23 protein-coding genes are annotated in these 24,170 nt (G+C 63.1%); 8 read left to right on the top strand and 15 right to left on the bottom strand.

The window, feature by feature from the left end; translation table 11 throughout:
- Window positions 1-87 precede the first annotated feature (87 nt).
- The 6 genes from MWN76_RS20310 to MWN76_RS20335 all read left to right on the top strand — a co-directional run bounded on the left by MWN76_RS20310 (window position 88) and on the right by MWN76_RS20335 (window position 6,718).
- On the top strand, window positions 88-1,386 hold the full coding sequence (locus MWN76_RS20310) for a M20 family metallopeptidase (protein WP_250464924.1): 1,299 nt from the start codon (window positions 88-90) through the stop codon (window positions 1,384-1,386).
- Window positions 1,387-1,564: 178 nt separating this feature from the next.
- Complete coding sequence (locus tag MWN76_RS20315; RefSeq protein WP_250464926.1) at window positions 1,565-2,599, top strand: NADP-dependent oxidoreductase; 1,035 nt, start codon at window positions 1,565-1,567, stop codon at window positions 2,597-2,599.
- 56 nt (window positions 2,600-2,655) lie between these two features.
- Window positions 2,656-3,330 carry a type 1 glutamine amidotransferase domain-containing protein gene (locus MWN76_RS20320; protein WP_250464928.1) on the top strand — a complete coding sequence of 225 codons (675 nt, stop codon included), beginning with the start codon at window positions 2,656-2,658 and terminating at the stop codon, window positions 3,328-3,330.
- Between the two features lie 140 nt (window positions 3,331-3,470).
- Window positions 3,471-4,013: a diaminobutyrate acetyltransferase gene (gene ectA, locus MWN76_RS20325; protein WP_250464929.1), complete on the top strand. Its 543-nt coding sequence runs from the start codon at window positions 3,471-3,473 to the stop codon at window positions 4,011-4,013.
- A gap of 69 nt (window positions 4,014-4,082) precedes the next feature.
- The gene (gene ectB, locus MWN76_RS20330) at window positions 4,083-5,348 is read left to right on the top strand and encodes a diaminobutyrate--2-oxoglutarate transaminase (RefSeq protein WP_250464931.1); all 1,266 of its coding nucleotides are present in this window, start codon (window positions 4,083-4,085) and stop codon (window positions 5,346-5,348) included.
- Window positions 5,349-5,359: 11 nt separating this feature from the next.
- Window positions 5,360-6,718, top strand: coding sequence for an aspartate kinase (locus MWN76_RS20335; protein ID WP_250464933.1), 1,359 nt, complete (start codon window positions 5,360-5,362; stop codon window positions 6,716-6,718).
- Window positions 6,719-6,848: 130 nt separating this feature from the next.
- Here the strand turns inward: MWN76_RS20335 and MWN76_RS20340 are convergent, their stop codons facing one another.
- Window positions 6,849-8,156 (bottom strand): DEAD/DEAH box helicase, encoded by a 1,308-nt coding sequence (locus tag MWN76_RS20340; RefSeq protein ID WP_250464936.1) that lies wholly within the window; start codon window positions 8,154-8,156, stop codon window positions 6,849-6,851.
- Window positions 8,157-8,683: 527 nt separating this feature from the next.
- On the opposite strand from MWN76_RS20340, the gene MWN76_RS20345 reads away from it, so the two are divergent.
- Window positions 8,684-9,277, top strand: a complete 594-nt coding sequence (locus MWN76_RS20345; RefSeq protein ID WP_250464938.1) for a GNAT family N-acetyltransferase — start codon at window positions 8,684-8,686, stop codon at window positions 9,275-9,277.
- An 89-nt stretch (window positions 9,278-9,366) separates the two neighbouring features.
- On the opposite strand, the gene MWN76_RS20350 is transcribed toward MWN76_RS20345, so the two are convergent.
- The 14 genes from MWN76_RS20350 to MWN76_RS20415 all read right to left on the bottom strand — a co-directional run bounded on the left by MWN76_RS20350 (window position 9,367) and on the right by MWN76_RS20415 (window position 22,169).
- Window positions 9,367-9,993 carry an outer membrane beta-barrel protein gene (locus MWN76_RS20350; protein WP_250464940.1) on the bottom strand — a complete coding sequence of 209 codons (627 nt, stop codon included), beginning with the start codon at window positions 9,991-9,993 and terminating at the stop codon, window positions 9,367-9,369.
- A 486-nt stretch (window positions 9,994-10,479) separates the two neighbouring features.
- Window positions 10,480-10,818 carry a DUF6678 family protein gene (locus MWN76_RS20355; protein WP_250464942.1) on the bottom strand — a complete coding sequence of 113 codons (339 nt, stop codon included), beginning with the start codon at window positions 10,816-10,818 and terminating at the stop codon, window positions 10,480-10,482.
- A 95-nt stretch (window positions 10,819-10,913) separates the two neighbouring features.
- Window positions 10,914-11,222: a hypothetical protein gene (locus tag MWN76_RS20360; RefSeq protein ID WP_250464944.1), complete on the bottom strand. Its 309-nt coding sequence runs from the start codon at window positions 11,220-11,222 to the stop codon at window positions 10,914-10,916.
- A 274-nt stretch (window positions 11,223-11,496) separates the two neighbouring features.
- The gene (parE, locus tag MWN76_RS20365) at window positions 11,497-13,383 is read right to left on the bottom strand and encodes a DNA topoisomerase IV subunit B (protein ID WP_250464946.1); all 1,887 of its coding nucleotides are present in this window, start codon (window positions 13,381-13,383) and stop codon (window positions 11,497-11,499) included.
- An 83-nt stretch (window positions 13,384-13,466) separates the two neighbouring features.
- Window positions 13,467-14,090, bottom strand: a complete 624-nt coding sequence (locus MWN76_RS20370; RefSeq protein WP_250464948.1) for a YqiA/YcfP family alpha/beta fold hydrolase — start codon at window positions 14,088-14,090, stop codon at window positions 13,467-13,469.
- A gap of 146 nt (window positions 14,091-14,236) precedes the next feature.
- Window positions 14,237-14,893, bottom strand: a complete 657-nt coding sequence (locus MWN76_RS20375; protein WP_250464950.1) for a hypothetical protein — start codon at window positions 14,891-14,893, stop codon at window positions 14,237-14,239.
- Between the two features lie 105 nt (window positions 14,894-14,998).
- Window positions 14,999-15,823: a metallophosphoesterase gene (locus tag MWN76_RS20380; RefSeq protein ID WP_250464952.1), complete on the bottom strand. Its 825-nt coding sequence runs from the start codon at window positions 15,821-15,823 to the stop codon at window positions 14,999-15,001.
- A gap of 43 nt (window positions 15,824-15,866) precedes the next feature.
- Window positions 15,867-16,397, bottom strand: a complete 531-nt coding sequence (locus MWN76_RS20385) for a DUF1249 domain-containing protein (RefSeq protein WP_250464954.1) — start codon at window positions 16,395-16,397, stop codon at window positions 15,867-15,869.
- A gap of 105 nt (window positions 16,398-16,502) precedes the next feature.
- Window positions 16,503-17,147, bottom strand: a complete 645-nt coding sequence (locus tag MWN76_RS20390; RefSeq protein ID WP_250464956.1) for an NUDIX domain-containing protein — start codon at window positions 17,145-17,147, stop codon at window positions 16,503-16,505.
- 78 nt (window positions 17,148-17,225) lie between these two features.
- Complete coding sequence (locus tag MWN76_RS20395) at window positions 17,226-17,789, bottom strand: DUF4136 domain-containing protein (RefSeq protein ID WP_250464958.1); 564 nt, start codon at window positions 17,787-17,789, stop codon at window positions 17,226-17,228.
- Between the two features lie 106 nt (window positions 17,790-17,895).
- Entirely contained in the window at window positions 17,896-18,450 is a 555-nt protein-coding gene (locus tag MWN76_RS20400; protein ID WP_250464960.1) for a DUF4136 domain-containing protein, read from the bottom strand.
- A 35-nt stretch (window positions 18,451-18,485) separates the two neighbouring features.
- A complete protein-coding gene (locus MWN76_RS20405) occupies window positions 18,486-20,837 on the bottom strand; it encodes a PqiB family protein (RefSeq protein ID WP_250464962.1) in 2,352 nt (783 codons plus the stop codon).
- The gene (locus MWN76_RS20410; protein ID WP_250464964.1) at window positions 20,830-21,516 is read right to left on the bottom strand and encodes a paraquat-inducible protein A; all 687 of its coding nucleotides are present in this window, start codon (window positions 21,514-21,516) and stop codon (window positions 20,830-20,832) included. The genes MWN76_RS20405 and MWN76_RS20410 overlap by 8 nt, the downstream gene beginning before the upstream one ends.
- On the bottom strand, window positions 21,513-22,169 hold the full coding sequence (locus MWN76_RS20415) for a paraquat-inducible protein A (protein WP_250464966.1): 657 nt from the start codon (window positions 22,167-22,169) through the stop codon (window positions 21,513-21,515). Before MWN76_RS20415 ends, MWN76_RS20410 begins: the two co-directional genes overlap by 4 nt.
- 360 nt (window positions 22,170-22,529) lie before the next feature.
- On the opposite strand from MWN76_RS20415, the gene MWN76_RS20420 reads away from it, so the two are divergent.
- Window positions 22,530-24,020 carry a TolC family outer membrane protein gene (locus tag MWN76_RS20420; RefSeq protein WP_250464967.1) on the top strand — a complete coding sequence of 497 codons (1,491 nt, stop codon included), beginning with the start codon at window positions 22,530-22,532 and terminating at the stop codon, window positions 24,018-24,020.
- The last annotated feature ends 150 nt before the right edge of the window (window positions 24,021-24,170 follow it).

The following is a 24,170-nucleotide window of genomic DNA, read 5'->3' on the forward strand; positions in this document are numbered from 1 at the left end:
CACCGCGTGTCCCGCAAAGGGCCACCCCACCTGGCGACCTGACCTGTCCCCCAAAACTTGTGTAATGAAAACATAAAGGAAACCGTCGTGAAAAAAGTATTCCTGTCTATCGCCATCGGCGCAACGCTGATCGGCAGCGGCCCGGCGCTGGCCGCCGATCCGGAAACACTGCTGCAGCAGACCGAGGACAATGTGATCGAGTGGCGCCGCCATATTCACCAGAACCCGGAACTGGGCAATCGCGAGTTCGAGACCGCCAAGTATATTCAACAGCACCTGGAAGACCTGGGCATGGAGGTCGAGACCGGCGTGGCCCATACCGGCGTGGTGGCACTGCTGAAGGGCGGCAAGCCCGGGCCCACCGTGGCCCTGCGCGCGGACATGGACGCGCTGCCGGTCAAGGAGCAGGTGGATATTCCCTTCGCCTCCAGGGCCACCACCGAGTACCGGGGCGAGCAGGTGGGCGTAATGCACGCATGCGGTCACGACACCCACGTTGCCATGCTGATGGGTGCCGCCGAGGTACTGGCCGGAATGCGCGAGGAGTTGAACGGCAATGTACTGTTCGTGTTCCAGCCCGCCGAAGAGGGTGCGCCGGACGGCGAGGAGGGCGGCGCCGAGCTGATGCTGAAAGAGGGACTGTTCGAGAAGTACAAGCCGGACGTGGCCTTCGGCCAGCATGTGACGTCCAACCTGCCGGCGGGCGTGATCGGCTACCGCTCCGGCCCGCTGATGGCCAGTTCGGATGAGTTCCGCATCACCGTCGATGGCCGCCAGACCCACGGCTCGCGCCCCTGGGGCGGCGTGGACCCGATCACCGCCGCGGCACAGATAGTCACCGGTACCCAGACCATTATCAGCCGCCAGATCGATATCACCAGGGGACCGGCGGTGGTGTCCTTCGGCATCATCGACGGCGGTGTGCGCAACAATATCATCCCGGACAGCGTCTTCCTGAACGGCACCATCCGCAATTTCGATATGGACAATCGCGCGCAGATTTTCGACAAGCTGAAGATCACCGCGGAAAATATCGCCGAGAGCAGTGGCGCCAAGGCCACGGTACAGATTCTCGAGGGCTACCCGGTAACGGTGAACAACCCCGAGCTGACCACCGAGGTGCTGCCGACGCTGCGCGAAGTGGCCGGCGAAAACCGGGTGATCGAGGTCCCCAAGGTTACCGGTGCCGAGGACTTTTCCTTCTTCGCCCAGGAAGTGCCCGGCTTCTACTATTTTCTCGGCGTCACCCCGAAAGGCAAGGACCCGGCCACAGCCGCCAGCAACCACTCGCCGCGCTTCTATGTCGACGAGAGCGCACTGCCGGTGGGCACCGAGGCGATTACCCGACTGGCACTGGACTATATGGACAACCACAAGGGCTCCTGATCCGGAGTGAGGCCGGACTTTTTCGGTGCGCACGGCGCCCCCTGCGGTCGAGCGGTCGTTGCCGTTGAACGTTACGCGGGTGGGGTGGGCTGCGCTGTGCGCACCGGTCTGATTGAGCAGGCCAGCGTCTATAGTTGACGGGCGCCCCGAACAGACACTTCACGCAGAGGACTGCACCATGCCCCAATCGCAAGACAGCAATCGCCGTTTCGTATTGGCATCGCGCCCCAGCGGCGCGCCGACCGCAGACAATTTCCGCCTCGAGCAGGCCGATATTCCCGAGCCCGCCGATGGCGAGGTGCTGCTGCGCACCGTCTACCTGTCGCTGGATCCCTATATGCGCGGTCGCATGAGTGAAGGCCCCTCCTACGCGGAACCGGTGGCGGTGGATGACGTGATGTGTGGTGGCACCGTCTGCCGGGTGGTGGAATCCCGCAACGAGCACTTCAGCGAGGGCGACTGGGTACTGGCCTACACCGGCTGGCAGGACTACGCGGTATCCAATGGCAACGGCCTGATGAATCTCGGCGCCAGCCCCCGGAATCCCTCCTACGCCTTGGGCGTATTGGGCATGCCCGGTTTTACCGCCTATATGGGCCTGCTGGATATCGGCGAACCCGGAGAGGGCGAGACCCTGGTGGTGGCCGCGGCCACGGGGCCTGTGGGCGCCACCGTCGGCCAGATCGGCGGGATCAAGGGCTGCCGCGTGGTCGGTGTCGCCGGCGGCGAGGAAAAATGCCGCTACGCTGTAGAAGAGCTGGGCTTCGATGCCTGTATCGACCACTACGCGGACGACTTCGCCGACCAGCTGGCCGCAGCCTGCCCGGACGGTATCGACGTCTATTACGAAAATGTCGGCGGCAAGGTGTTCGACGGCGTGCTGCCGCTACTGAATACCTTTGCGCGCATCCCGCTGTGCGGCCTGGTTTCCCAGTACAACGCCACCTCGCTGCCCGAGGGACCGGACCGCCTCGGCCTGCTGATGGGCCAGGTACTGATCAAGCGGCTGAAAATCCAGGGCTTTATCATCGGCGATTACGAAAAACGCTTCGGTGAATTCTTCCCGCAGATGTCCGAGTGGGTCGCTGACGGCAGGATCCAATACCGCGAGGAAATCGTCGATGGCCTGGAGAAGGCGCCGGAGGCCTTTATCGGCCTGCTGCAGGGCGAGAACTTCGGCAAACTGGTGATCCGCGTCGGCGACGACGGTTGATACAGGAACCCGCAATCCGCTCGCCACAATGCCACCGTTTACAACAAGGAGATGCAATGAAAATCCTGATGGTACTCACATCCCACGACCAGCTGGGCGACACCGGCAACAAAACCGGTTTCTGGCTGGAGGAATTCGCCGCGCCCTATTACATTTTCAAGGACGCCGGTGCGGAAATTACCCTGGTATCGCCGAAAGGCGGCCAGCCGCCACTGGACCCGAAAAGCGACGACCCTGACGCACAGACAGACGCCACCAGACGCTTTCGCGACGATAGAGAGGCGCAACAGGCACTGGCCAACACCGAGCGCCTGGCGGACGTGAAGGCGGAGGATTTCGATGGAGTCTTCTACCCCGGCGGCCACGGTCCGCTGTGGGACCTCGCCGAGGACCGCGATTCCGTCGCGCTGATCGAGTCCTTTATCGGCGCGGACAAACCGGTGGCCGCGGTCTGCCATGCACCCGGTGTACTGCGCCATGTAAACACTGCCAACGGCGAACCCCTGGTCAGCGGCAGGAAGGTCACCGGCTTCAGCAACTCGGAAGAGGAAGCCGTGGGCCTGACCGACGTGGTGCCCTTCCTGGTGGAAGACATGCTGCGGCAGAAAGGCGGCCACTATTCCAGCGGCGACGACTGGAGCAGCCATGTCCTGACCGACGGGCTATTGATCACCGGACAGAACCCCGCCTCGTCCGAGGACACCGCCAGGGCGCTGCTGAAACAACTGTAAGCACCGATTCCCGCGGCACCGCCGCGGGCCCTCCACCTGCTGCCCGGAAAACACCTTAACCCCGACAACTGGTTGACCGGACCATCCCGGACTACGCTGATGCAATGACGTGCAAATTCCGGCGCCATTGAGGTTCGGGTATGACGCCACAGGATGACTCCCCGGTGCAGTTCCGCCACCCCACGGTCGACGACGGTGCCGCCATCTGGCAACTGGTAGTGGACGCGGGCACGCTCGACCGCAATTCCAGCTACCTGTACCTGCTGCTGTGCCGGGATTTTGCCGACTGCTGTGCGGTCGCGGAACGCGGCGGGCAGTTACAGGGATTCACCACCGGCTTCCGCTCGGCAGAGCGGCCGGACGTCTGGTTCCTGTGGCAGGTGGGCGTCGCCGCCAGCGCCCGAGGCCAGAAGCTGGCCGGGCGCATGGCGCACTTTGTGCTGAACACACAAGCCGCCAGGGGAGTGTGCTACCTGGAAACCACGGTAGCGCCTTCCAATGAGGCTTCGCGGGCGCTGTTTGCGGGGATCGCGCGGCGCCTCGACGCCCGGCTTGCGGAGAGCGAACTGTTTACCGAGCCACAGTTTCCCACCAGTGAGGGCGTGCACGAGGCAGAGCCGCTGCTGCGTATCGGCCCTTTCGATACCGGGCGCGCCGCGCAGGTCTACAGGAATTTCAGTTGAATCTGCCTTCTTGAACCCGAATGCCTTTTACCGAAGTAAAACGCCGGAATACGACAGGGGAATCAGCCAATGCGAATTTTCGAAGAAATGGAATCCGAGGTGCGCGGCTATGTGCGCTCTTTCCCGACCATTTTCGACACCGCCAAGGGGTCGGAAATGTTCGACGAGCAGGGCAATCGCTACATCGATTTCTTTGCCGGCGCCGGCACCCTGAATTACGGCCACAACAACCCGCTGATTACCGACGCGCTGATCGAGCACCTGCAGAATGGCGGTATCGTGCACGGCCTGGACAAGGCCACGGTCACCAAGCGCGCCTTCCTGACCAAATTCCGCGACACGATACTGGCGCCGCGCAACCTGCAGTACAAACTGCAGTTTACCGGCCCCACCGGCACCAACGCGGTGGAAACCGCGATGAAACTGGCGCGCATGGTGAAGAAGCGCTCCAATATCATTTCCTTTACCAACGGCTACCACGGTCTGACCCTGGGGGCGCTGGCGGTGACCGGCAATTACGACTACAAGGACGAGTCCTATGGCTCGCGCAGCAATACTGCTTTCATGCCCTACGACGGCTTCCTCGGCCCGGACGTGGACACCATCGACTATATGCGCCGCTTCCTGGAAGACGGCAGCAGCGGTGTCGACCTGCCGGCGGCAGTGATTCTGGAAACCGTGCAGGGCGAGGGCGGCATCAATGTGGCCAGTGTCGAGTGGCTGCAGAAACTCGAGGCCCTGTGCCGGGAATTCGATATCCTGCTGATCATCGACGATATCCAGGTGGGCAACGGCCGCACCGGCACCTTCTTCAGTTTCGAGCGCGCCGGCATCTATCCGGATATGGTCACGCTGTCCAAGTCCATCGGCGGCGGACTGCCGATGGCGCTGCTGCTGATGCGTCCGGAGCTGGACCAGTGGCAGCCGGGCGAACACACCGGCACCTTTCGCGGCAACAACCTGGCCTTTGTCGCCGCCGTACAGGCACTGGGCTACTGGGACAACGAGGACCTGGCACACGCAGTGAAGCGCAACGGCGAGCTGATGCAGAGCGAGCTGCAGAGAATTGCCGACAAATACCCGCAACTGGAGGCCAGTGTGCGCGGTATCGGTATGGTCTGGGGACTGGAGCTGCCGCAGATCGGCGTCGCCGGCGACGCATCGAAGGAGGCGTTCGACCGAGGCCTGCTGATCGAAACCGCCGGCGACCGCGATGAGGTACTGAAATTCCTGCCGTCGCTGCTGATCGAGGAGGAACTGTTGCGGGAGGGATTCGACATTGTCGACCAGTCTCTGGGCGCTCTTGTCGAGAAGCGGGAAAACCTGGGCGGATAGGACACGGATCCATGGCGGAATTGATTGTCAGCAAGTTCGGTGGCAGCTCGGTGGCCAACGCCGTGCAGATCGAAAAGGTGCGCCGCATCGTCGAGGCGGACGCGCGCCGGCGTATCGTGGTGGTATCGGCGCCGGGGCGCGCCGCGGCCGGCGAACAGAAGATTACCGATCACCTGTTCAATATCGCCACCGACGGCGCCCACTTTCGCGAACAGCGTTTGATAATCCCGGTCAGCGACAGCAAAAAAGCAGTGTTGGATCGTTTTCGCGCGATATTGAAGGACCTGGAGATTCCGCCGGAGGAAATTCTCGAACACCTGCAACGGGATCTCGACTGCCAGCTGTCCGGCGAACGCCGCGTCGCCTTCCTCGCCTCCCGCGGCGAGCATTACAACGCGCGCGTCATCGCCGAGTATTTCCGCCGTTCGGATATGGAGGCCGAGGCCTTCCTGCCTGAGGATTTCGGCCTGACGGTGAGCGAGGAATTTCTGGATGCAAAGCTGCTGAATGATGCCTACGAAAATATGCAGCAACTGGCAGAGGGCAATACCATTGCCGTGGTACCGGGTTTCTACGGCGTTACCAGAAGTGGCGAGGTGGCGGTTTTCTCCCGCGGTGGTTCCGACCTGACCGGTGGCGTGATCGCCAAGGGGATCAACGCGGCCAGCTACGAAAACTGGACCGATGTCAGCGGCGTATTCGAGGCCGACCCGCGCCTGGTATCCGACGCCCGTGCCATTCCGCGGCTGACCTTCAAGGAGATCCGGCTGCTGTCCAGCAAGGGTTTCAACGTCTTTCACCTGAACGCCATGCTGCCGTGCAAGGAGCGCAAGATCCCGATCCATATCCGCAACACCAACCAGCCCCAGGACCAGGGCACGGTGATTCTGTCAGAGCGGGTACCGGAGGAAGGTGTTGTCGGCATCGCGCGGCTCGACAATATCGCCTACATCTACCTGGAAAAGGATATGCTCGGCGAGGAGATCGGTTTTACCGCCGAGCTGCTGGGCATTTTCAGTGACTTCAATATCCAGACCTATCACTTCCCCACCGACAAGGACGACATCGCCGTCATCGTCAACCAGGATGACCTGACCGGCGCCATCAACGACCTGCGCCGGCGCATCGAGGACAGGCTCAAACCGGACCTGATGGATGTGGCCTACAACCTGTCGATATTGACCGCCGTGGGCCTGGGATTACAGGGCAACTCCTACCCGATAGTCGATGCGCTGAGTGCGCTGGGCGAGGCCCATATCCCGATCGAGATGATCGACCAGAGCCCGTCGCAGATCTGTTTCCATATCGGCGTACAGCAGTCCGTTGCCGACGACGCGCTGAAAATCCTCTACCGCGCGCTGATCGGCTGACGCGCTTCCCGGATTCCGCTGCGCTCCAGCCGGGCTGCCCCCTTCAACACAGACGCAGCCTGGACGGTGCGCACGGCGCACCCTACCGGATGGACGAGCCTGGGTGCGCCGGGCCCCAGGCCCGCCGGAATCAGGCGGACTCGGTCCGAGCCGGCCGCCTTCTGCGACGCCGCGGCCGCGAATTGTCCCCGCGCGGCTGGCCGTTGCCCTGGGACCGACCCTGGCCGCCGGAACGATTGCGTCCGCCACCGCCATTGTTGCCGCGCGACTGGCCACCGCCCGCCCTGCCGGACTCCGGCAACTGGTGCTCGGGCTCGAAACCCTCCACTTCTTCACGCGGAATCGGTTTCTTGATCAACCGCTCAATGTCCTTCAACTGCTTGATCTCGTCGGCACTCACCAGGGAAACCGCCTGCCCGCGCGCACCGGCGCGGCCGGTGCGGCCGATGCGGTGCACATAGTCTTCCGGCACATTGGGCAGGTCAAAGTTCACCACCTGCGGCAGCTGGTCGATATCGATACCGCGCGCGGCGATATCCGTGGCCACCAGGATCTGCACGCGGCCGTCCTTGAAATCCGCCAGCGCCTTGGTGCGGGCATTCTGGCTCTTGTTGCCGTGAATGGCCGCCGCGCGGATGCCGTCCTTGTCCAGTTGTTTTACCAGCTTGTTGGCACCGTGCTTGGTGCGGCTGAATACCAGCGCCTGATGCCAGCCGTTGTCCAGGATCAGCTGGCTCAACAGCTTCTGCTTGCGCGCCTTGTCCACCGGGTGCAGCTTCTGGCGCACTGTTTCAACGGTGGTATTACGCGGGCTCACATCGATCTCGGTGGGGTTGTCCAGCAGCCCCTTGGCGAGGCCGCGGATCTCGCCGGAGAAGGTGGCGGAGAACAGCAGGTTCTGGCGCTGCTTCGGCAGGACCCGCAGCACGCGCTTGATATCGTGGATAAAGCCCATGTCCAGCATGCGGTCGGCCTCGTCCAGCACCAGCACCTCCAGCTTGTCGAAACGGATGGCGCCCTGGCCGTGCAGGTCCAGCAGGCGGCCCGGAGTGGCCACCAGGATATCGGCCCCGCCCTTCAGGCGGTTGATCTGCGGGTTGATCTTCACCCCGCCGAACACCACTGCATGGCGCAGTTTCAGGTACTTGCTGTAGCCCTGCACATTGTCGAACACCTGTGCCGCCAGTTCGCGGGTCGGTGTCAGCACCAACGCGCGCACCTGTTTGTTGCGCGCCGGCTCCCCTTTGGAGAGGCGGTGCAGCAGCGGCAGGGTAAAGCCGGCAGTCTTGCCGGTACCGGTCTGCGCCGCGGCCATGATATCGCCGCCCTTCATTACCGCGGGGATGGCCTGCGCCTGGATCGGGGTGGGTTTGCTGTAACCCTGCTCGGCTACAGCGCGGCCCAGCTCACTGGCCAGGCCCAAATCTTCAAATAACATAAGTTCCTCAATTGCGCACTCGCGCAATGGATATGGTTGCACCTCGCACAATGCGCGGTACAGAAAAGTCGGATTGGCGGATTGCCTTGCCGTCGAATGGCCGTGTCGCGGCCGGTTGCGGCATTCAGTAGAGGCTTCCAGGGGACTGTGCGGTCGGGGCCGCAGGGAGAGTTCCAGGAGGGTACCGAACCCGATGGCGCCCCATGCGGGGCTTTCCGTCGGCATCCAGTCTACAGATGACGCAGCTGACTGAGTCAGCGAACGCACTATAACACAGCTTTTATGACTCTATGGTTTTATTTTTTTGGCGGCGCAACGCGTTATATACCGCGATCCCACCGCGGCGCCCGAAGCTATAACCAATCCATCCTTCCATTTCGCCCCGGCCAGTTGGCGCCGCCCTGCGCGGACCATAGCATGGTGATGCGATCACAGCGGGTGTGATCGAGTGCTCTGTGGAAACGAGGTTTCTGTCGGGCGAGAGAAACAATGACTCTGCTGCAAGTTTCAGCAAGGGGGCAGGTACAATGACCAGCGACCGAACGCGTGACAGCACCCTGAAACCGGAGACCATCGCCCTGGATGACGGCCGCCGCGTCCTGGTGCGGGAAGTCTGCAAGGAAGATGGTGAACTGGAGAAGAGACTCTTCGAAAGCCTGTCGCCGGAGAGCCGCCGCGACCGCTTTCTGGGTGGCAACAGCAAGGTGACCGATAAACTGGTCGAACTGCTGACAGACAACGACCACGAGATCCACGAGGCGCTGATCGCCATCGCCGCCCCGGATACGGAGCCGAAAGCCGTCGGCGTGGCCAACTACGCCTGTGACAGCAGCGGCCGTTCCTGCGAGTGTGCCGTGGTGGTCGCCGACGATTGGCAGCATCATGGCCTGGGCACCAGGCTGATGAGCAGGCTGACAGAAATGGCCGAGCGCCGCGGTCTCGACGAGATCTACTCCATCGATTCCGCCGAAAACCACGGCGTACACCGCATGGCAAAATCGCTGGGATTCGCCTGCCGGGCCGATCCGCACGACTACACCTTGCTGACGTACAGCAAGTATCTGCATCCGGATTACCTGGTCAGCAAGGAGGCGGCCAATCGCGTCCACAGACGCCATTGAGACAGCGCGCCGGGGTATGTATCGGGCGGGACAAGGAGAGGGGAGTCGACAGCGGCGAATGCCAATGGCATTCGCCGCTGGAATATCAATCAGAAATCCATGCTCAGGGACACGGCGGTTATGGAGGGATCCATTCCCTCTCCTTCGATTTCAGTCTGGAAAATGGTGTGCTCGACACCGAGGGTCCAGTTTTCCACGCGCCAGTTGGCGAAAACACCGTAGAAAATATCGGTGCCGTCTTCACTCAGCGCATTCATGCTGCCACCACCCGGGGCAGACACATCGACTTCAGTCTCCCAGAAATGGAAACCCAGTTTGGCACCGGCGTAGAGCGCCCTGCTCGAATCGGTCGTCGCCAGCGCGGCCATGGACCAGTTACTGCTGGAGGTGGCAATTTTTACATCCGCCTCGCCGCTCGGCAGGGAGGGATCAAACAGGGATGGATTGACACTCTGGGTATCGCTGGCCTCGCCAAGGTCGGTATAGCCACCTTCCATCGCAAAATAACGATTCAGGCGATAACCCAGATTCAATGAATAACCCTTGTCGGTACCGAAATCGTAGCAGAGATCGACACTGCACAGATCACTCTCCAGCCCGCCGAGATCCAGGTCCGTCACCCCAAAGCCGACCCGGCCATACCAGGAATCCTCGGCTGCCATGGCACTTGCGCTGGCAAACAATGCCAGAACAGAAATAAAATTGGCTCTCTTCACGCCTCTCTCCTTTTGATCAATCAGTGAAACGGGGCTTGCCCCCACTGATACAAGATTCACCCTAAAATAGTAGAAAGGAACAAGCTGTGCGCCCGTTCCAGTTGCAGCGAGAAGATAGCGGACTTCATCTGGAGGGTCGATCACACGCGATTACAGTAGCAATCGGTATTTTATGAACCCAATGTCGCGGGCTGTTCTCGAGTCGATTAATCGACTTTCACGTAAAACAGTTGCACTTACAGCTAAACAGCCCAATCTGCGGCTTCCTGGGAGTTTTCCCCTTCCTTTTGGCCTGAGAGTTGGCGACCTCAACAGCGTGCTTGATCTCACTGATATCTTTTCCTGACAGTCTTCGGGTATGCCCGTGAACAGGGCATCTCTCTCTTTCTCCGTCTTCGGAAATTCTTTTACCGGACATCAATACACCTCCGAAATCCTAGCCCAACCCGACGACACAGAACGAAAACCGCCTGCAGTCGAAATTTCTCACATATTACGATATGCCACAATTTTTATGATATTTTCACTAAAGCGCAACTCAAGCTCAAACCCTATTGCCCGGCAAATATCCACACACTGCTCGTAGCTTGCTGCATTTTCATCAGGCCGTGGCAACAACTCACAGACCTCAATCTCCCTATAGCTTCCCAGGCGAAAATGATAGCTCCAGTCACCATCCCAACCCACGACCGGATAACGATTACCACTTACAGATACCGTTCTCCAATAAGGAGCCAGCTGGGCCAGAGAAACCATTTCCGCTCTCAGCTCTCTCCATTTTGTATTGTTTGCCAATCCTGCCTTTTTCGGATTACCTGGAAACATAACGCCGACAATCTACCCCCGTCTTTCATGGATTGTTATAAAGCAAACGACCATCCAGAGGAGTTTGCGTACACAGCATCAGTATGGACACTTCCTCATACCTGACCGACTTCCCTGACATGATCGCACCAAACCTCCTGCCAATCCTCTCCATGAAACTCGACTTTTACTGTACCGAACTCCCTCTGACTGGAAACTTCCTTTGATACTATAACTCTGTCGACATCGATCAACTCCGGCAGGGAATCCGTATCGTTTGGGCCAGTAAACTCCAGTTCAACAATCTGACCGCCCTTCTCAAACCTCACTGAAAAGGACAGGGTTCTTTCAGGTATTTTCCGTTCTATCGCAATGCCGATCACGCCCCAATCCGGACCAAACTCGAACAACGTCTCTTCACTCATCCCTTTAAATAACTCCGGTCTATCACGCGATAACGCAACACAGCGCCAATCAGACAATCTGCGCGGAAAGAGTTTATTACCAACCGCGATACCACGAAAATTCCCCAAGGCATAAAAAAGCCCCACAAAGTGAGGCTTATAGAAATCCGTTAAGCCGCCTTCTAACCACAGGGGCCCTGATACCAACCAAAGCCCCGCGCAATCTTACCTTCCAGGTCCCAACCTTCCTAACTGACGGGTATTACGCATAGCGGGGCCATGGTAAAAAATCAAATCAGCTGACCTCGGCAAGGTTCCCCTTACTCTCCAGCCACTGCTTCCTGTCCCCGGCCCTTTTCTTGGCCAGCAACATATCCAGTATCTGGTGGCTCTCGTCGCCGGCATCCACGTACAGTTGCACCAGTCGCCGGGTGTCCGGGTCCATGGTGGTTTCACGCAGTTGCAGCGGGTTCATTTCGCCCAGGCCCTTGAAGCGGGTGACCTGGATTTTGCCCTTTTTCTTTTCCGCGCTGATGCGGTCGAGGATACCCTGGCGCTCCGCTTCATCCAGCGCGTAATAGGTGTCCTTGCCGATATCGATGCGGTAGAGCGGCGGCATGGCGACGTAGACGTGGCCTTTGGCGATCAGCGGGCGGAAGTGGCGCAGGAAAAGCGCGCACAGCAGGGTGGCGATGTGCAGGCCGTCGGAGTCGGCATCGGCGAGGATGCAGATCTTGTTGTAGCGCAGGCCTTCCAGGTTGTCGCTGGCCGGGTCCACGCCCAGAGCAACCGCGATATCGTGCACTTCCTGGTTGGAGAAGATCTCGCCGGAATCCACCTCCCAGGTGTTAAGGATTTTGCCGCGCAGCGGCATGATGGCCTGGAAGTCGCGGTCGCGGGCCTGTTTGGCAGAACCGCCGGCGGAATCGCCCTCCACCAGGAATAGTTCCGAACGGCTGGTATCGGCGCTGGCGCAGTCCGCCAGCTTGCCCGGCAGCGCCGGGCCCTGGGTGACTTTTTTACGCGCGACCTTTTTCGCCGAGCGCAGCCGTTTCTGTGCGTTGCCGATACAGAGTTCGGCCAGCTTGTCGCCCTCTTCGGTGTGCTGGTTCAGCCACAGGCTGAAGGCGTCCTTCGCCACGCCGGAGATGAACGCGGTGGCCTCGCGCGAGGACAGGCGCTCCTTGGTCTGGCCGGAGAACTGCGGGTCGGCGAGCTTGGCCGACAACACGTAGGAGCACTGCGCCCAGATATCCTCGGGGCCCAGTTTCAGGCCGCGGGGCAGCAGGTTGCGAATTTCGCAGTATTCGCGCATCGCCTCCAACAGGCCGGAGCGCAGGCCGTTGACGTGGGTACCGCCCAGGGCGGTGGGGATCAGGTTGACATAGGATTCGGCAGTCACCTCGCCGCCTTCCGGCAGCCACTGCACGGCCCAGTCGGCGGCTTCGGTGGAGGCGCTGAAGGTACCGACAAAAGGTTCGCCGGGCAGCACTTCCCAACCCTGGTTGGCGGCGGCCAGGTAGTCCTGCAGTCCGTCTTCGTAATACCACTCGTCGGACTCGCCGTCCTGCTCATTGATAAAGACCACGGTCAGGCCCGGGCATAGCACCGCCTTGGCGCGCAGCAGGTGGCGCAGGCGCGGCACGGAGAATTTGGCCGAGTCGAAGTACTGCGGGTCCGGCATGAAGCGCATGCTGGTGCCGGTAGTGCGCTTGCCGCAGTCGCCAATCACCTCCAGGTCGGAGGCCTTGTTGCCGTCCTGGAAGCCCATGCGGTGGACCTTGCCGTCGCGCTGGATGGTGATCTCCAGCACTTTCGACAGGGCGTTGACCACGGAGACACCCACGCCGTGCAGGCCGCCGGAGAACTGGTAGTTCTTGTTGGAGAACTTGCCACCGGCGTGCAGCGTCGACAGGATCACCTCGACCCCGGGGCGGCCCTGTTCCGGGTGGATATCCACCGGCATGCCGCGACCGTCGTCGCTGACGGACAGGGAGTGGTCCTTGTGCAACACCACCTCGATTTTCTTCGCGTGTCCGGCCAGCGCTTCGTCGACGCTGTTGTCGATCACTTCCTGCGCCAGGTGGTTTGGACGCGTGGTGTCGGTGTACATGCCCGGGCGTTTGCGCACCGGGTCGAGCCCCGTGAGGACTTCGATATCTTCGGCTGAGTACTTGGCCATATTTTTTATTGGTTGCTGGTTGACAGAAATCTTTCGGTGGGCCTGTGGCCCGGGTGCCGCGAGCGGCAATACACATTAAACGATTACGAATCCTCGAACAGGAATTCGATGATCGGGGCGCAATAGCGCGCGAAGCCCCGAAACCCGTGGTCGCCCCCCTCCTCGATGGTCTGGCGCTGGCCGCGGTAAAAATCCTCCGCCTCGCGGCAGTCCAGGGTTTCGTCGCCGCGCTGGGCCAGCAGCCAGTAGCGACCGGCGAGCGGCGGCTGCAGCTGGGCTTCCAGTTCACGCATGGTATCAACGTCCACCCGGCTAAGGCGATACTCCTGTGGTTCGCCGCTGTAGGGCTTCAGTGTCTGCCCCAGATAGGCCGGCATAAAGCGGGCCGGGTGCACGGCCGGATTGACCAGCACCGCCGGCAGCCGGTAGCGCTCCGCCAGGTAGCTCGCCCAGAAGCCCCCCATGGAGCTGCCCACCAGGCCGATGGCATCGAACTCGCCGCTGTTTACAAAACCGTCCACCAGGCTCAGCAGGGACTGCCGGGCGATTTCCGGGTAGGGCGAGATCTGCGGCGCGCAGAAGACGATACGCGGGTGCTCGGCTGCCAGCCAGTCGCGCATCAGCTGGCATTTGTGGGACAGGGGCGAGGACAGGAAGCCGTGCAGGTAGAGCAACAGCGGGCGTTTTGCAGGTGTTGGTTCGGACATGGGACGGGATTATAGCGCGGTGGGAGAGTTGTGTGGTCGGCGGAACGGGTCCGCGGCCCGCAAGCCGGGCTGGGGCGCCCGAGATCAACTGCTCGGGGCTCCGCGGTCCCGAGTCCCGAGTCCCGAGTCCCGAGTCCCGAATGATTCTACCGCAGCGACTTGTCCAGGCTGCCAAACGCGCGGCGCATATCGATTTTCATATCGGACCAGAAGGTGACGCTGGTAAATCGTTCCAGGTTGCTGCCACCGACGCCGCGGCCGAAGTTGTCGCCGATATCGCGGCGGTCGCTGAAGCGCATTACGGCGTTGCCATCGCGATCGTACAGGGTACCGGTCAGCACCCCGTAGGCGCTCTGTTCGGTGTACACGCGCCAGGTAAAGGCAGAGGGCTGCAACGGTGCGCTGAGGGAAAAGTTTTCCAGGCCCAGTTGCAGTACATAGTCGGCATTCTGACGCTGGTGCGCCAGGCCGCTGTTGCGCGGGGCGAGGAAGCGCTCGGCGAAGGTCTCGGCCATCAGGCCATTCAACTTTTCGCGGTCTTTCGCTTCCAGCTCGAAATCCCGCGCGCGCAACTGGTCGCTGGCGCGGTCAAAACGCTTGCGGTAGTCGATCTCCACCGGCGCCACGTAGACGGAGGCACTGTTGAGATCGAAGGCGAAAACCGCGGCCACGTCATCGAGCCCGCTGGCGCGCGGCTGCAGGCCGTCGGCGACTGTGCCTGAACCAGCGGACGTGGATGGCGTGGTGGCCTGCTGGCTGCAGGCGCCCAGGAAAAGCAGGAAAACAACGAACAGGGTGCGCATACCGGCCTCACAACTTCCTGTAACTTCAGCGGATTATTGTAAGGCCCGGAGCCGGCAAAGACAGGTTTAAAAGTGTTAATTCGCCGGGGGGAGAGCCGGTCGCGATCAGTAGCCGCCGGAGGCCAGGTCGACGCTGTATTCGGACACATTGACCCGCTCCACCCCGGTGCTGTAGCTGCCGTCGTCGCGCAACTCGAACCAGCGGTAGCCGGGCATGCGGTCGTCCACGGAGAAGGGACCGCTGCCGGGTGTGAACTGCACCGAGGTGGAGGGCGTGGCGTGCAGGCCCAGGTCGCCGGCGCCGGGGCGCGGCAGGCGGCTGTCGAACTGCTGGTGCACATGGCCCCAGACCAGCGCCTTGACGTTGGCTGCGGCGGTGACCAGCTGCAGCAGGCGCTCGCCGCCCTCGCGCAGCATATGGCCGTCGATCCAGTCGCTGCCCACCGGCACCGGCTGGTGGTGCATCAAGACCATGACCGGGTGCTCGCGGCACTCGTGCAGCAGTTGCTGCAGGCGCTGCAGCTGCGCTTCGCTGAGGCCGCCGCGGATCTGGTTTTCCAGGCTGGTATCCAGCAGCAGCAGGCGCCAGTTGCCCAGCGTTACCATTTCGGCGCTGCGCGCCGGGGCCGCATCGCGCATGCGTGCGGGTTCATCGTGGTTGCCCGGCAGCCAGTACCAGGGTGTTTTGACCCGCTGCATCTTCTGCAGGAACCGCTGGTAGGAGGCCTCAGAGCCGTTGGCACTGATATCGCCAGTGGCCACCAACATCGTCGCGCGCTGCTCGTTCTCGATCGCGCGCAGCACTTCGTCCAGCGTGTGGCCGGTGTCGAGGCCCAGCAGCTGGTAATCGGGGCGGCTGCCGATATGGGGATCGGTAAACTGCACCAGCCGGTGTGCGGACTCGTCGGACTCTCTGCGCTCGTGACTCACTTGCTCACCCTGTACTCACATCCCTGTGACCGCCGGCGCCGCGCTAAACGCGCGAGATACGCCGGCCGTCCAGTACCAATTCAAATTCTGCGCGGCCGTTCGCGAGGCAGTGCCCCAGCCATTCGCCCAGAAAGCGATTGGCCTGCTGGCGCTCGTCCGCGCGCTGCATGCGCGGGTTGGGATAGGTGGTCTGCACTCCTTTGCCACCTATCGGCCCGCGGCCATCCACGGCGATCACTTCCGCCATGCGCGCATCGTGGTAGAGGCGCACGGTGATCTCCGGCGGCGCCAGCCAGTGGCGCTCGCCCGCGGCGGCTTCTGCCTTCAGGCACACCTCGGTGGTGTACCGGGAGCGCTCCCGCACCGACAGCTCCAGCGCCCCGTGGGGCATCTGGTAGCGCCAGCGCTCGCGGTTGGCGAGCTCCGGCAGGAGTTTGCTCAGGCGCAGGTAGTTCGCGTCGCAGTCGGCGTGATAGCTGGGCAGATCGACCCGGTAGGCCGGTTTCCCGTCGCGTTTCGCCGCGCTGCGCGCACGCCTGTCCGCCTCGGCGGCCGCCTTGGTCAGTGGGGCCATTATCGACACTCCCGTTCTATTGTCGCCGTGACTCAGATCTCACTTTGTGAGCCCTGGGGAAATTTGTCGGTGACCCGTTGGACGGGCCGGGTTCCCTTTTATTCTCTACAGCTTAGCGCGATTCAACTGCAACCACTGCAGGCTGATCAGCGTGGCCGCGTTGTCGATCGGGCTGCCCAGGGGATCGCCCGACGCCATCACGTCCAGCACCGTATCCAGCGGGAAGACGCGCAGGCGGATATCCTCGTCTTCCTCCGGCAGGCCGAACACGCCCTCCGCGTCGCGCAGGTCCGCCAGCGCGCAGAACAGCGTCAGGCGCTCGGCGCTGCCGCCAGGGCTGGGCATGTAGGTGTGGATAAAGTGCAGCTCGTCCACCTGCAGGCCGGATTCCTCGTACACTTCGCGCCGCGCGACATCCTGCAGCGACTCGTCCGCTTCCAGCATCCCGGCCACCACTTCCAGGCACCAGGGACCGCCGGGCCTGTCCAGCGCACCGATCCGGAACTGTTCGGTGAGGCCCACCAGTTCGCGCGCCGGGTCGTAGAGCAGCACCCCCACGGCGGCGCCGCGCACAAACAGTTCGCGCTCGAATTCGCGGCTCCAGCCGCCGCGGTAGAGCCGGTGCCGCAACCGCACCCGCAGCATTTTGAAGAAGCCCTCGAACACCGGGGTGCGCTCGATAATTTCCACTGCGCCACCGCTGAACTGCGGCGACAGGTCCGCGCTTGCGGGATCCTTGAATTCCGTCATTTTGCCCGTCGATCCTCCAAGTGAGGAGGCAGTATGCTGCCAGCGGGGCGGCGATTCCAGCAAACCCCCGCTATTGCATCAATAGGTGGTACCGGCGTGCGGCGGAAAGCGGTTCAGCAGGCGTGCCAGGTCTTCCCGCAGTGCCTGTTCGCGCTGCACGGGATCGCTGTAGCGACCCGCATCCGACGGCGCGCTCGCACGCCACAGGGGCGAGTTGTCCGGCGACAGGACATCCAGCACCAGGAGATCGCGGCGGTACTGGCGCACCTCCAGCGGCGCGCGCCAGCCGAAGCCCCAGTAGCGGTAACCGCCGTAGAGCCCGAAGGAATCCTCGTAGACCGCGACTTTCTCCTCCGAAACCAGTTGCAGCCGCACCAGGAAATCGGCGCTGTCGGCGTCGGCCGCCTGCTGGAAACGCATTCGCAACAGGCTATCGGCCGCGTTGCGGGCGCGCTTGAGGTCCAGCGGCGAAAAAGCGCCGGTGGCGAGGGGATCGAGCAGGTAGTAGCTGCGCAGGCCACTGAAATCCGCCTGCGAGTCGTAGTCCACCGCCACCGGCGGCGGTGCCGTGGCACAGCCGGCGGACAGCAGTGCGGCAAGGGCGAGAATGGTGAATAGCGAGTGGCGCAATATGGCCGTCATGCCTGTCTCCTGCAACATCTGTCGAGACCGGGCATCCGTGCCGGGGGAATAGTCGGGTTCAGCAGGGCCGAGCCGTCGGGCCCTGCGGGTACGGGTTGGGCGCGGTTCAGTAGGCGGCGGGCAGATCCCGCAGCAGGTCCCGCACCGCGGCGCCGATGATCCGCCGCCGCTGCTCCTGGCTCTCCGGGCGCGTGATCAGCTTGGTGGCGCTGCCGCCCCAGATGGCCGCGCCACCGTCCGGGCCTATACCCACGGTCAGCACCACACGCGGCGCGCCGGTGCGCTCCGGCAGCTCCACCACGCCCTGCTGGGCGTTGCTGTCGAACTGGGCATCCCACTCGGGATCGGTGGGATCGCCGGCAAACTCCTGCTCGATGACCGCCACCTGGTAGTCCACCACCATATCGGCGCGGGCTTTGTCTTCCACTTCACGGTAGCCGCGCGAGCGCATTTCCGCGGACACAATGGCACGCATTTCATCATCCAGTTCCACCACCTGCGCCGCTGCGTCGGGGGCCGTGGTGGCCAGCGATGCCTCGCTCCAGGCGTAAGTGGAGAAGCGGGTGCCGGCCACCGCCGGGTGGGACTCCACCCGTTTCACCTGCATATCCTGGCAGGCCGCCAGCAGCAGCCCCATCAGTCCAACGAGAATCAAACGCATAGCAAATCCTTATTCCCTGTTTTGAACCCGGCCCCTTACTTGGCAGCTTCGGCGGTCGGGTATAGTTCTATTTTAGGACTCCAGCCCAGCCACTCGGGTTTCACCTCCGGGTACAGCGGGTAGTGGCTGCCGGATTCCACCTCGCGCCCCGTGTCCGGCGCCTCCGGTGTGGCGAAGGCGACGCCGCCGGCGAGCAGTGACTGGGTCGATTCGGTGTGCACCGACAGGCCGCTGACCAGGCCGAAATTCATATCCACGCCGCTGGCGTTCCAGAACACCGTGTGCTCCCGCACCAGGGTGCTGTAACGAGGCTCTATATGTACATAGATGTAAACCCGGTCCGCCAGTTCCCCAAGGGAGAAACCGGTCACCTCGCCGACCTTTACCTGGCGGTAGTAGACCGGGCTGCCGGGCACCAGTGAGCCGCGCCGCGGCGCGTCCAGGATCACCGTCAGCCCCGGGCGCATCATGGTCTCCGCCAGGTCCGGCCCGGGCGGCTCCGCCAGGGCCACAAACTCGGTCTGCGGCTCGCCGGCGCCGGGCTCCAGCGCCAGGTAGCGGCCGGTAATCAGGGTGTCCAGGTTGGCCACCTTGTCGATGCCGACCTGTGGCGACACCACCCACATGCGCGTACCGGCACGGGCAAATTCGTCTTCGCGGTGGTACAGCTTGGCGATGGCGCGCACCGAGCCCAAGTCGGGCTCCAGCCACAGGTGCAGTATCTCGCCCACCCGCACGCCCTTGTAGCGCAGTGCGGCGCCCTTCCTCAACCCCTCGGCATCGGGCAGGGTGATGCGGATCGTTTGGCCCTCTTCCAGCGCGTCCTCGCGGCTGGCGTAGAGCCGGTAGGAATCACCGCCCTTGGCCGGGCCCGCCTCGCGGCGGGCGCGAGGGCCGCTGCCAAAGGCGATACCGCCGCGCAGGATCGACAGCAGCGAGTCCGCCTCCACCTCGACCCCTTCCAGCCCGGCGCTGGCGCGCAGGCCACTGATGTTCCAGAAACGGGTGCGCTCGTTGACCAGGTGCGCGTAGCGCGGCTCTATCACGATAAACACTTCCACGCCGTCGCCGCTCTGGTCCAGCTCCATGCCCTGTACCTGCCCCACTTCGATGCGGCGGTAGTAGACCGAGGCCCCCCGCTGCAGCGAACCGGGGCTGCGCGCGGTCAGGCGCAGGTGCAGCCCCGGGGCCCGCGGATCCATCGGCGGCGCCGAGGCGCGGGCATCGAAGGTGCGCTGCGAGCGCTGGCCGCGGCGCAGGTCGACCTCGATGCGATTGCCCTTGAGCAGGTCGTTGAGGCCGCTGGAGATATCCAGTGTCGGCGGTGCCATCCAGAAACGGGTGTTCTCGCTCAGCAGGTCATCGGTGATCGGGTCCATCAGCACCTCCACCTCCATGCCGTCCAGGGAGCGGTTGGCCTTGACCTCGCTCACCTCGCCCACCTGCACTCCCTGATAGAAAACCTGGGTACTGCCGGCGGAGACATTGACCCCGCGATCAAAATTGAGCGTGATGGGGATGCCGGCGTCGGCCTCGGCAAAGCTCTTGTAGAGCTTGAATTCACTGCCATTGACAGCCAGCGGCGACTGTCGCTGGCCTTCCGGGGTGTGGAAGGCAACGCCGCCCGCGACCAGCGCGGCCAGGGATTCGAGATTGACGGTGACGCCGCTGATCCCCCCCTCGACCGAGAGCCCGGACACATTCCAGAAACGGCTGCCGCGGTGCACCAGGTGTGCGTACTCGCGGCGGATGAACAGGTCCACCTCGATCTGGCTGTCGTCCTCGCCCAGGCGGTAGTTCTCCACCTGGCCGACGCGCAGTTGCCGGTAGTAGACCGGCGAGCCGCGGTTCAGGGAGCCGAGCCGGGGGGCTTTCAGCACGATGCGCAGGCCGTCGCCGCGCACATGGGCCGGCGGCCGCTCCAGTGCGATAAACTCGCGCCTGCGCGCGCCGCTGCCCGGCTCCACAGCGATATAGTTGCCGGATACCAGTGTCTCCAGGCCGCGCACACCGGTGATCGACAGCTCCGGCTTCACCACCCAGAAATCGGTGCCGTCCACCAGCAGGTACTGGGCGCTGCGATTGAATTCCACTTCCGCCAGCACGCCGTCGGCGCCGTCCAGCTCCGGCGCGTTGGGCACCAGGCGGAAGTCCTGCACCGTACCGATATCCACACCGGAGTACTTGACCACCGTCTTGCCCTTGACCAGCCCGTCACCGGACTGGAACAGGATGGTCGCCTTGATATCGCCCTGGGTTACATCCTTGTACAGCAGCCACACGGCGATCACCGCCGCGATCAGCGGCAGTATCCACACCAGTGGCAGGCCGCGACTGCGCTTGACCAGGGCCTCCTGGTCGGGCTGTTCGGGAAACTCTTCAGACATTTCCCGCGGCTCCTCTGTCCTTCGGGTTGTTGCTCTCTCGGCCGCGGCGGCCGCTTTCGCGCGCGTCGCAGGCGTCCCAGACCAGGCGTGGGTCGAAGCTGCGCGCCGCCAGCATGGTCACCACCACCACGGTGGCAAAAGCGGTACTGCCGGGACCGGCGGTCACCGAGGCGATGGCCCCCATATCCACCAGCGCCACCAGGATGGAAATCATGAACAGGTCCAGCAGCGACCAGCGGCCGATCCCGGACACGACACGGTACAGTTTCATCGCCTGCAGGGGAAACCGCGGCGGCCGCACCTGGACCTGTACCAGCAGCAGCACCAGCCCCACCAGCTTCATCACCGGCACCGCGATACTGGCGACAAACACGATCAACGCGATCCCCCAGAGGCCGGCGTGATACAGCTGCATCACGCCGCTGATAATCGTGCTCGGCTCACCGGAACCAAGATAGATCACCGTCATGATCGGCAGAATGTTCGCCGGCAGCAGCAGCAGCGCACCGGTGATGGTCAGCGCCCAGGTCAGCATCAGGCTGCCGTCGATGCGCCCGTGTACCCGGGCGCCACAGCGCGGACATCGGGCGCGGCCGCCCCCGGCGGGCAATACCACCAGTTTGTGGCAGCAGAGACAACTGCTGAGCCCCCGCTCCAGCGCTTTCTGCGGCCGACTCAAGCGACGCCCTCCCCGCCGGTGCGGCGGCGCGCGGCCATGCGCGCCCACACAGACTCGGGATCGAAACTGAGCGTCGTCAGGTTGGCCACCAGCATCATGGCGGCAAAACAGTAGAGCCCCGGGCCCATCTCCATTTTGCCGAGGTCGCTCATTTTGACCAATGCCACCAGGATGCCGAGCATATACACATCCAGCATGCCCCACTCTTTCAGGTGCTGGTACCAGCGCACCGCCGTCGCCACGGGCCGGTCGAGCAGCGCCGAGGCACTGCCCCAGCAGATAAAGCACAACAGCAGGAATTTCCCCAACGGCGCCACCACACTGCAGAACAGCACCAGTGTCGACATCCAGTAATAGCCCTCGGCAAACAGCGACTGGACGCCGTTGAACAGCGTATTGTCGGCGCCGAACGCAAAGATGGAAAAACTCAACAGCGGCAGGCTGGCAGCGGGAATAAACAGCAACAGGCCGGTCAGGCTCAGCGCGGCCGTGTAGTGCAGGCTGCGCCGCGGATTGCGGTGCAGGATCGCCTCGCAGCGCGGGCACACCAGCTTGCGCCCGCGCGGCGCCAGTGGCCCCGTCAACAGCAGGTCGCACTCGTGGCAGGCCCGCTGCCAATGCGTCGCCGCTTCCCGTCGCTGTCCGAGCCCCATCGAAACTCCTCGTCCACTGCGTTGCCCATTACTGCAGAATCATTGCTGCATCCAGAAAGTCCGACCGTGCGTCTATTGAATAATTGCAGCGCCGACCGGATATGCATTCCGCGAACGCGACTGTTCGGCTGCGAATAACCGCACATTCGCGTCGGTTGAACGAAGATATACCAAATTGCAGCGACCGTCGCCTCGACGCCCCCGGAACCCGCGGGTAAACTGGCGCACGATTTGAAAGCCTCTGGATCAGGGTCGAGGACCTTTGCCGGGGCTTCCCGTGTTCCGGCACCCGTTCCGGACAGGCCAGTGGGGAGACTGGCGCAGCTTTGAGACCGCACCCGCCACAGGAAGTTGAAACTGATGAATAGAAGTGAACCTACAACAATGCGCGGCCGCAGGGGCCCGCTGAAAACCCTGCTAGCCGCCGCCATTCTGGGGCTCGGCGCGATGCAGGCCCAGGCCGACACCCTGTGGGAAGTGTACCTGCAGGCGCTGGACAACGACCCGCAACTGGCCGCCGACCGCGCCGCCTACGAGGCCGGCCTGGAGGCGAAGAACATCGGCCGCTCGGCGCTGCTGCCGCAGATCAATGCCGACGCCGACTACACCAAGACCCGCACCGAGTCCGAATCGATCGGTCAGACCTTCCTCGGGGATCAACTGGTAACCGGCAATACCACCGGCGATACCGATGTCGACAGCCACAGCTACGGCGCCACGCTGAACCAGGCCATTTTCGACCTGCCCGCCTGGTTCGGCTACAAGCAGGGCAAGAAGGTCAGCGAACAGGCTGCAGCTGAATTCAGCGCCAACCAGCAGAATATGATGGTGCGGGTCGCCACCACCTATTTCGACGTATTGCGCGCCCACGATGTACTGGTCGCCGCCAGGGCCGAGGAAGAGGCCCTGGCCAAACAGCTGGAACAGACCCAGCAGCGCTTCGAAGTGGGCCTGACCGCGATCACCGACGTCTACGACGCACAATCCTCCTACGACAGCGCCGTGGCGCGCAGATTGACCGCCCAGGACGACCTGCTGACCGCCTTCGACGCGCTGACGGTACTTACCGGCACCCCGCACGATACCGTCGCCCCACTGGCGGAACATTTCGAGGTGATGCCGCCGGAACCGGCCGAGCGCGGCGCCTGGGTCGATTTTGCCCTGGCCAACAACTTCGACCTGAAGGCCGCGCGCCTGTCCGCCGATGCGACCCGCTACAACGCCCGCGCGGCGGCTGCCGAGCACCTGCCGACGCTCTACGGCACGCTGTCCTACGACAAGACGCACACCGACGGTGACAGGACCGGCACCTCCAACTATCCCGGTTTCGAACCTTTCGCTACCGGTGCGCCAGTCGACGAGGAAACCGAAACCAAGGTCGCCGCCATCACCTTCGAGATGCCGATCTACAGCGGCGGCGGCATCAGCGCCAGCCGTCGCGAGGCGCGCAACCTGGCCTTCCAGTCCGAGGACCTGCGCAACCTGACCGAGCGCAACACCATCCAGGACACCCGCCGCCTGCACCGCGCGGTGACCACCGACTCGTCCCGGGTGGAAGCCCGCGAGCAGGCCGTGACATCCGCCAGGAGCGCCCTGGACGCGACCCAGGCCGGCTACGAGGTGGGCACGCGCAATATTGTCGATGTACTGCTGGCCCAGCGCACCCTGACCCAGGCCCAGACCGACTACGCCAACGCCCTCTACGACTACATCATCAATACCCTGAGCCTGAAACAGGTGGCGGGGCTGCTGGCGCCGGACGACCTGCAACAGCTGGAGGTCAAGCTGAACCCGACACATCCGGTAACCCGTGTCGCGGAGACGTCGGCGCCGTCCGCACCGACCAAGTAACTGCCAGACGACCGGCGGCGGGCCCGGCCCGCCGCCGCACCTCCCTCCATTGCGCCCCGTGACCCAGGCCCATCCCATCCGGGCGACGCAGGGACTATAATCCCCACCCTTTTTGCACTGGAACGCGGCCACGCCCTCTGTCCCAGCTAA

Origin of the sequence: Microbulbifer litoralis, assembly GCF_023634065.1 — a bacterium.
Lineage (GTDB): Bacteria > Pseudomonadota > Gammaproteobacteria > Pseudomonadales > Cellvibrionaceae > Microbulbifer > Microbulbifer litoralis.

Bases quoted from the DNA above. Each gene is read 5' to 3' on its own strand.
- MWN76_RS20315 (WP_250464926.1), top strand. From the start codon at position 1,565: ATGCCCCAATCGCAAGACAGCAATCGCCGTTTCGTATTGGCATCGCGC.
- MWN76_RS20320 (WP_250464928.1), top strand. From the start codon at position 2,656: ATGAAAATCCTGATGGTACTCACATCCCACGACCAGCTGGGCGACACC.
- ectA (WP_250464929.1), top strand. From the start codon at position 3,471: ATGACGCCACAGGATGACTCCCCGGTGCAGTTCCGCCACCCCACGGTC.
- ectB (WP_250464931.1), top strand. From the start codon at position 4,083: ATGCGAATTTTCGAAGAAATGGAATCCGAGGTGCGCGGCTATGTGCGC.
- MWN76_RS20335 (WP_250464933.1), top strand. From the start codon at position 5,360: ATGGCGGAATTGATTGTCAGCAAGTTCGGTGGCAGCTCGGTGGCCAAC.
- MWN76_RS20340 (WP_250464936.1), bottom strand. From the start codon at position 8,156: ATGTTATTTGAAGATTTGGGCCTGGCCAGTGAGCTGGGCCGCGCTGTA.
- MWN76_RS20345 (WP_250464938.1), top strand. From the start codon at position 8,684: ATGACCAGCGACCGAACGCGTGACAGCACCCTGAAACCGGAGACCATC.
- MWN76_RS20355 (WP_250464942.1), bottom strand. From the start codon at position 10,818: ATGTTTCCAGGTAATCCGAAAAAGGCAGGATTGGCAAACAATACAAAA.
- MWN76_RS20360 (WP_250464944.1), bottom strand. From the start codon at position 11,222: ATGAGTGAAGAGACGTTGTTCGAGTTTGGTCCGGATTGGGGCGTGATC.
- parE (WP_250464946.1), bottom strand. From the start codon at position 13,383: ATGGCCAAGTACTCAGCCGAAGATATCGAAGTCCTCACGGGGCTCGAC.
- MWN76_RS20370 (WP_250464948.1), bottom strand. From the start codon at position 14,090: ATGTCCGAACCAACACCTGCAAAACGCCCGCTGTTGCTCTACCTGCAC.
- MWN76_RS20375 (WP_250464950.1), bottom strand. From the start codon at position 14,893: ATGCGCACCCTGTTCGTTGTTTTCCTGCTTTTCCTGGGCGCCTGCAGC.
- MWN76_RS20385 (WP_250464954.1), bottom strand. From the start codon at position 16,397: ATGGCCCCACTGACCAAGGCGGCCGCCGAGGCGGACAGGCGTGCGCGC.
- MWN76_RS20390 (WP_250464956.1), bottom strand. From the start codon at position 17,147: ATGACGGAATTCAAGGATCCCGCAAGCGCGGACCTGTCGCCGCAGTTC.
- MWN76_RS20395 (WP_250464958.1), bottom strand. From the start codon at position 17,789: ATGACGGCCATATTGCGCCACTCGCTATTCACCATTCTCGCCCTTGCC.
- MWN76_RS20400 (WP_250464960.1), bottom strand. From the start codon at position 18,450: ATGCGTTTGATTCTCGTTGGACTGATGGGGCTGCTGCTGGCGGCCTGC.
- MWN76_RS20405 (WP_250464962.1), bottom strand. From the start codon at position 20,837: ATGTCTGAAGAGTTTCCCGAACAGCCCGACCAGGAGGCCCTGGTCAAG.
- MWN76_RS20415 (WP_250464966.1), bottom strand. From the start codon at position 22,169: ATGGGGCTCGGACAGCGACGGGAAGCGGCGACGCATTGGCAGCGGGCC.
- MWN76_RS20420 (WP_250464967.1), top strand. From the start codon at position 22,530: ATGAATAGAAGTGAACCTACAACAATGCGCGGCCGCAGGGGCCCGCTG.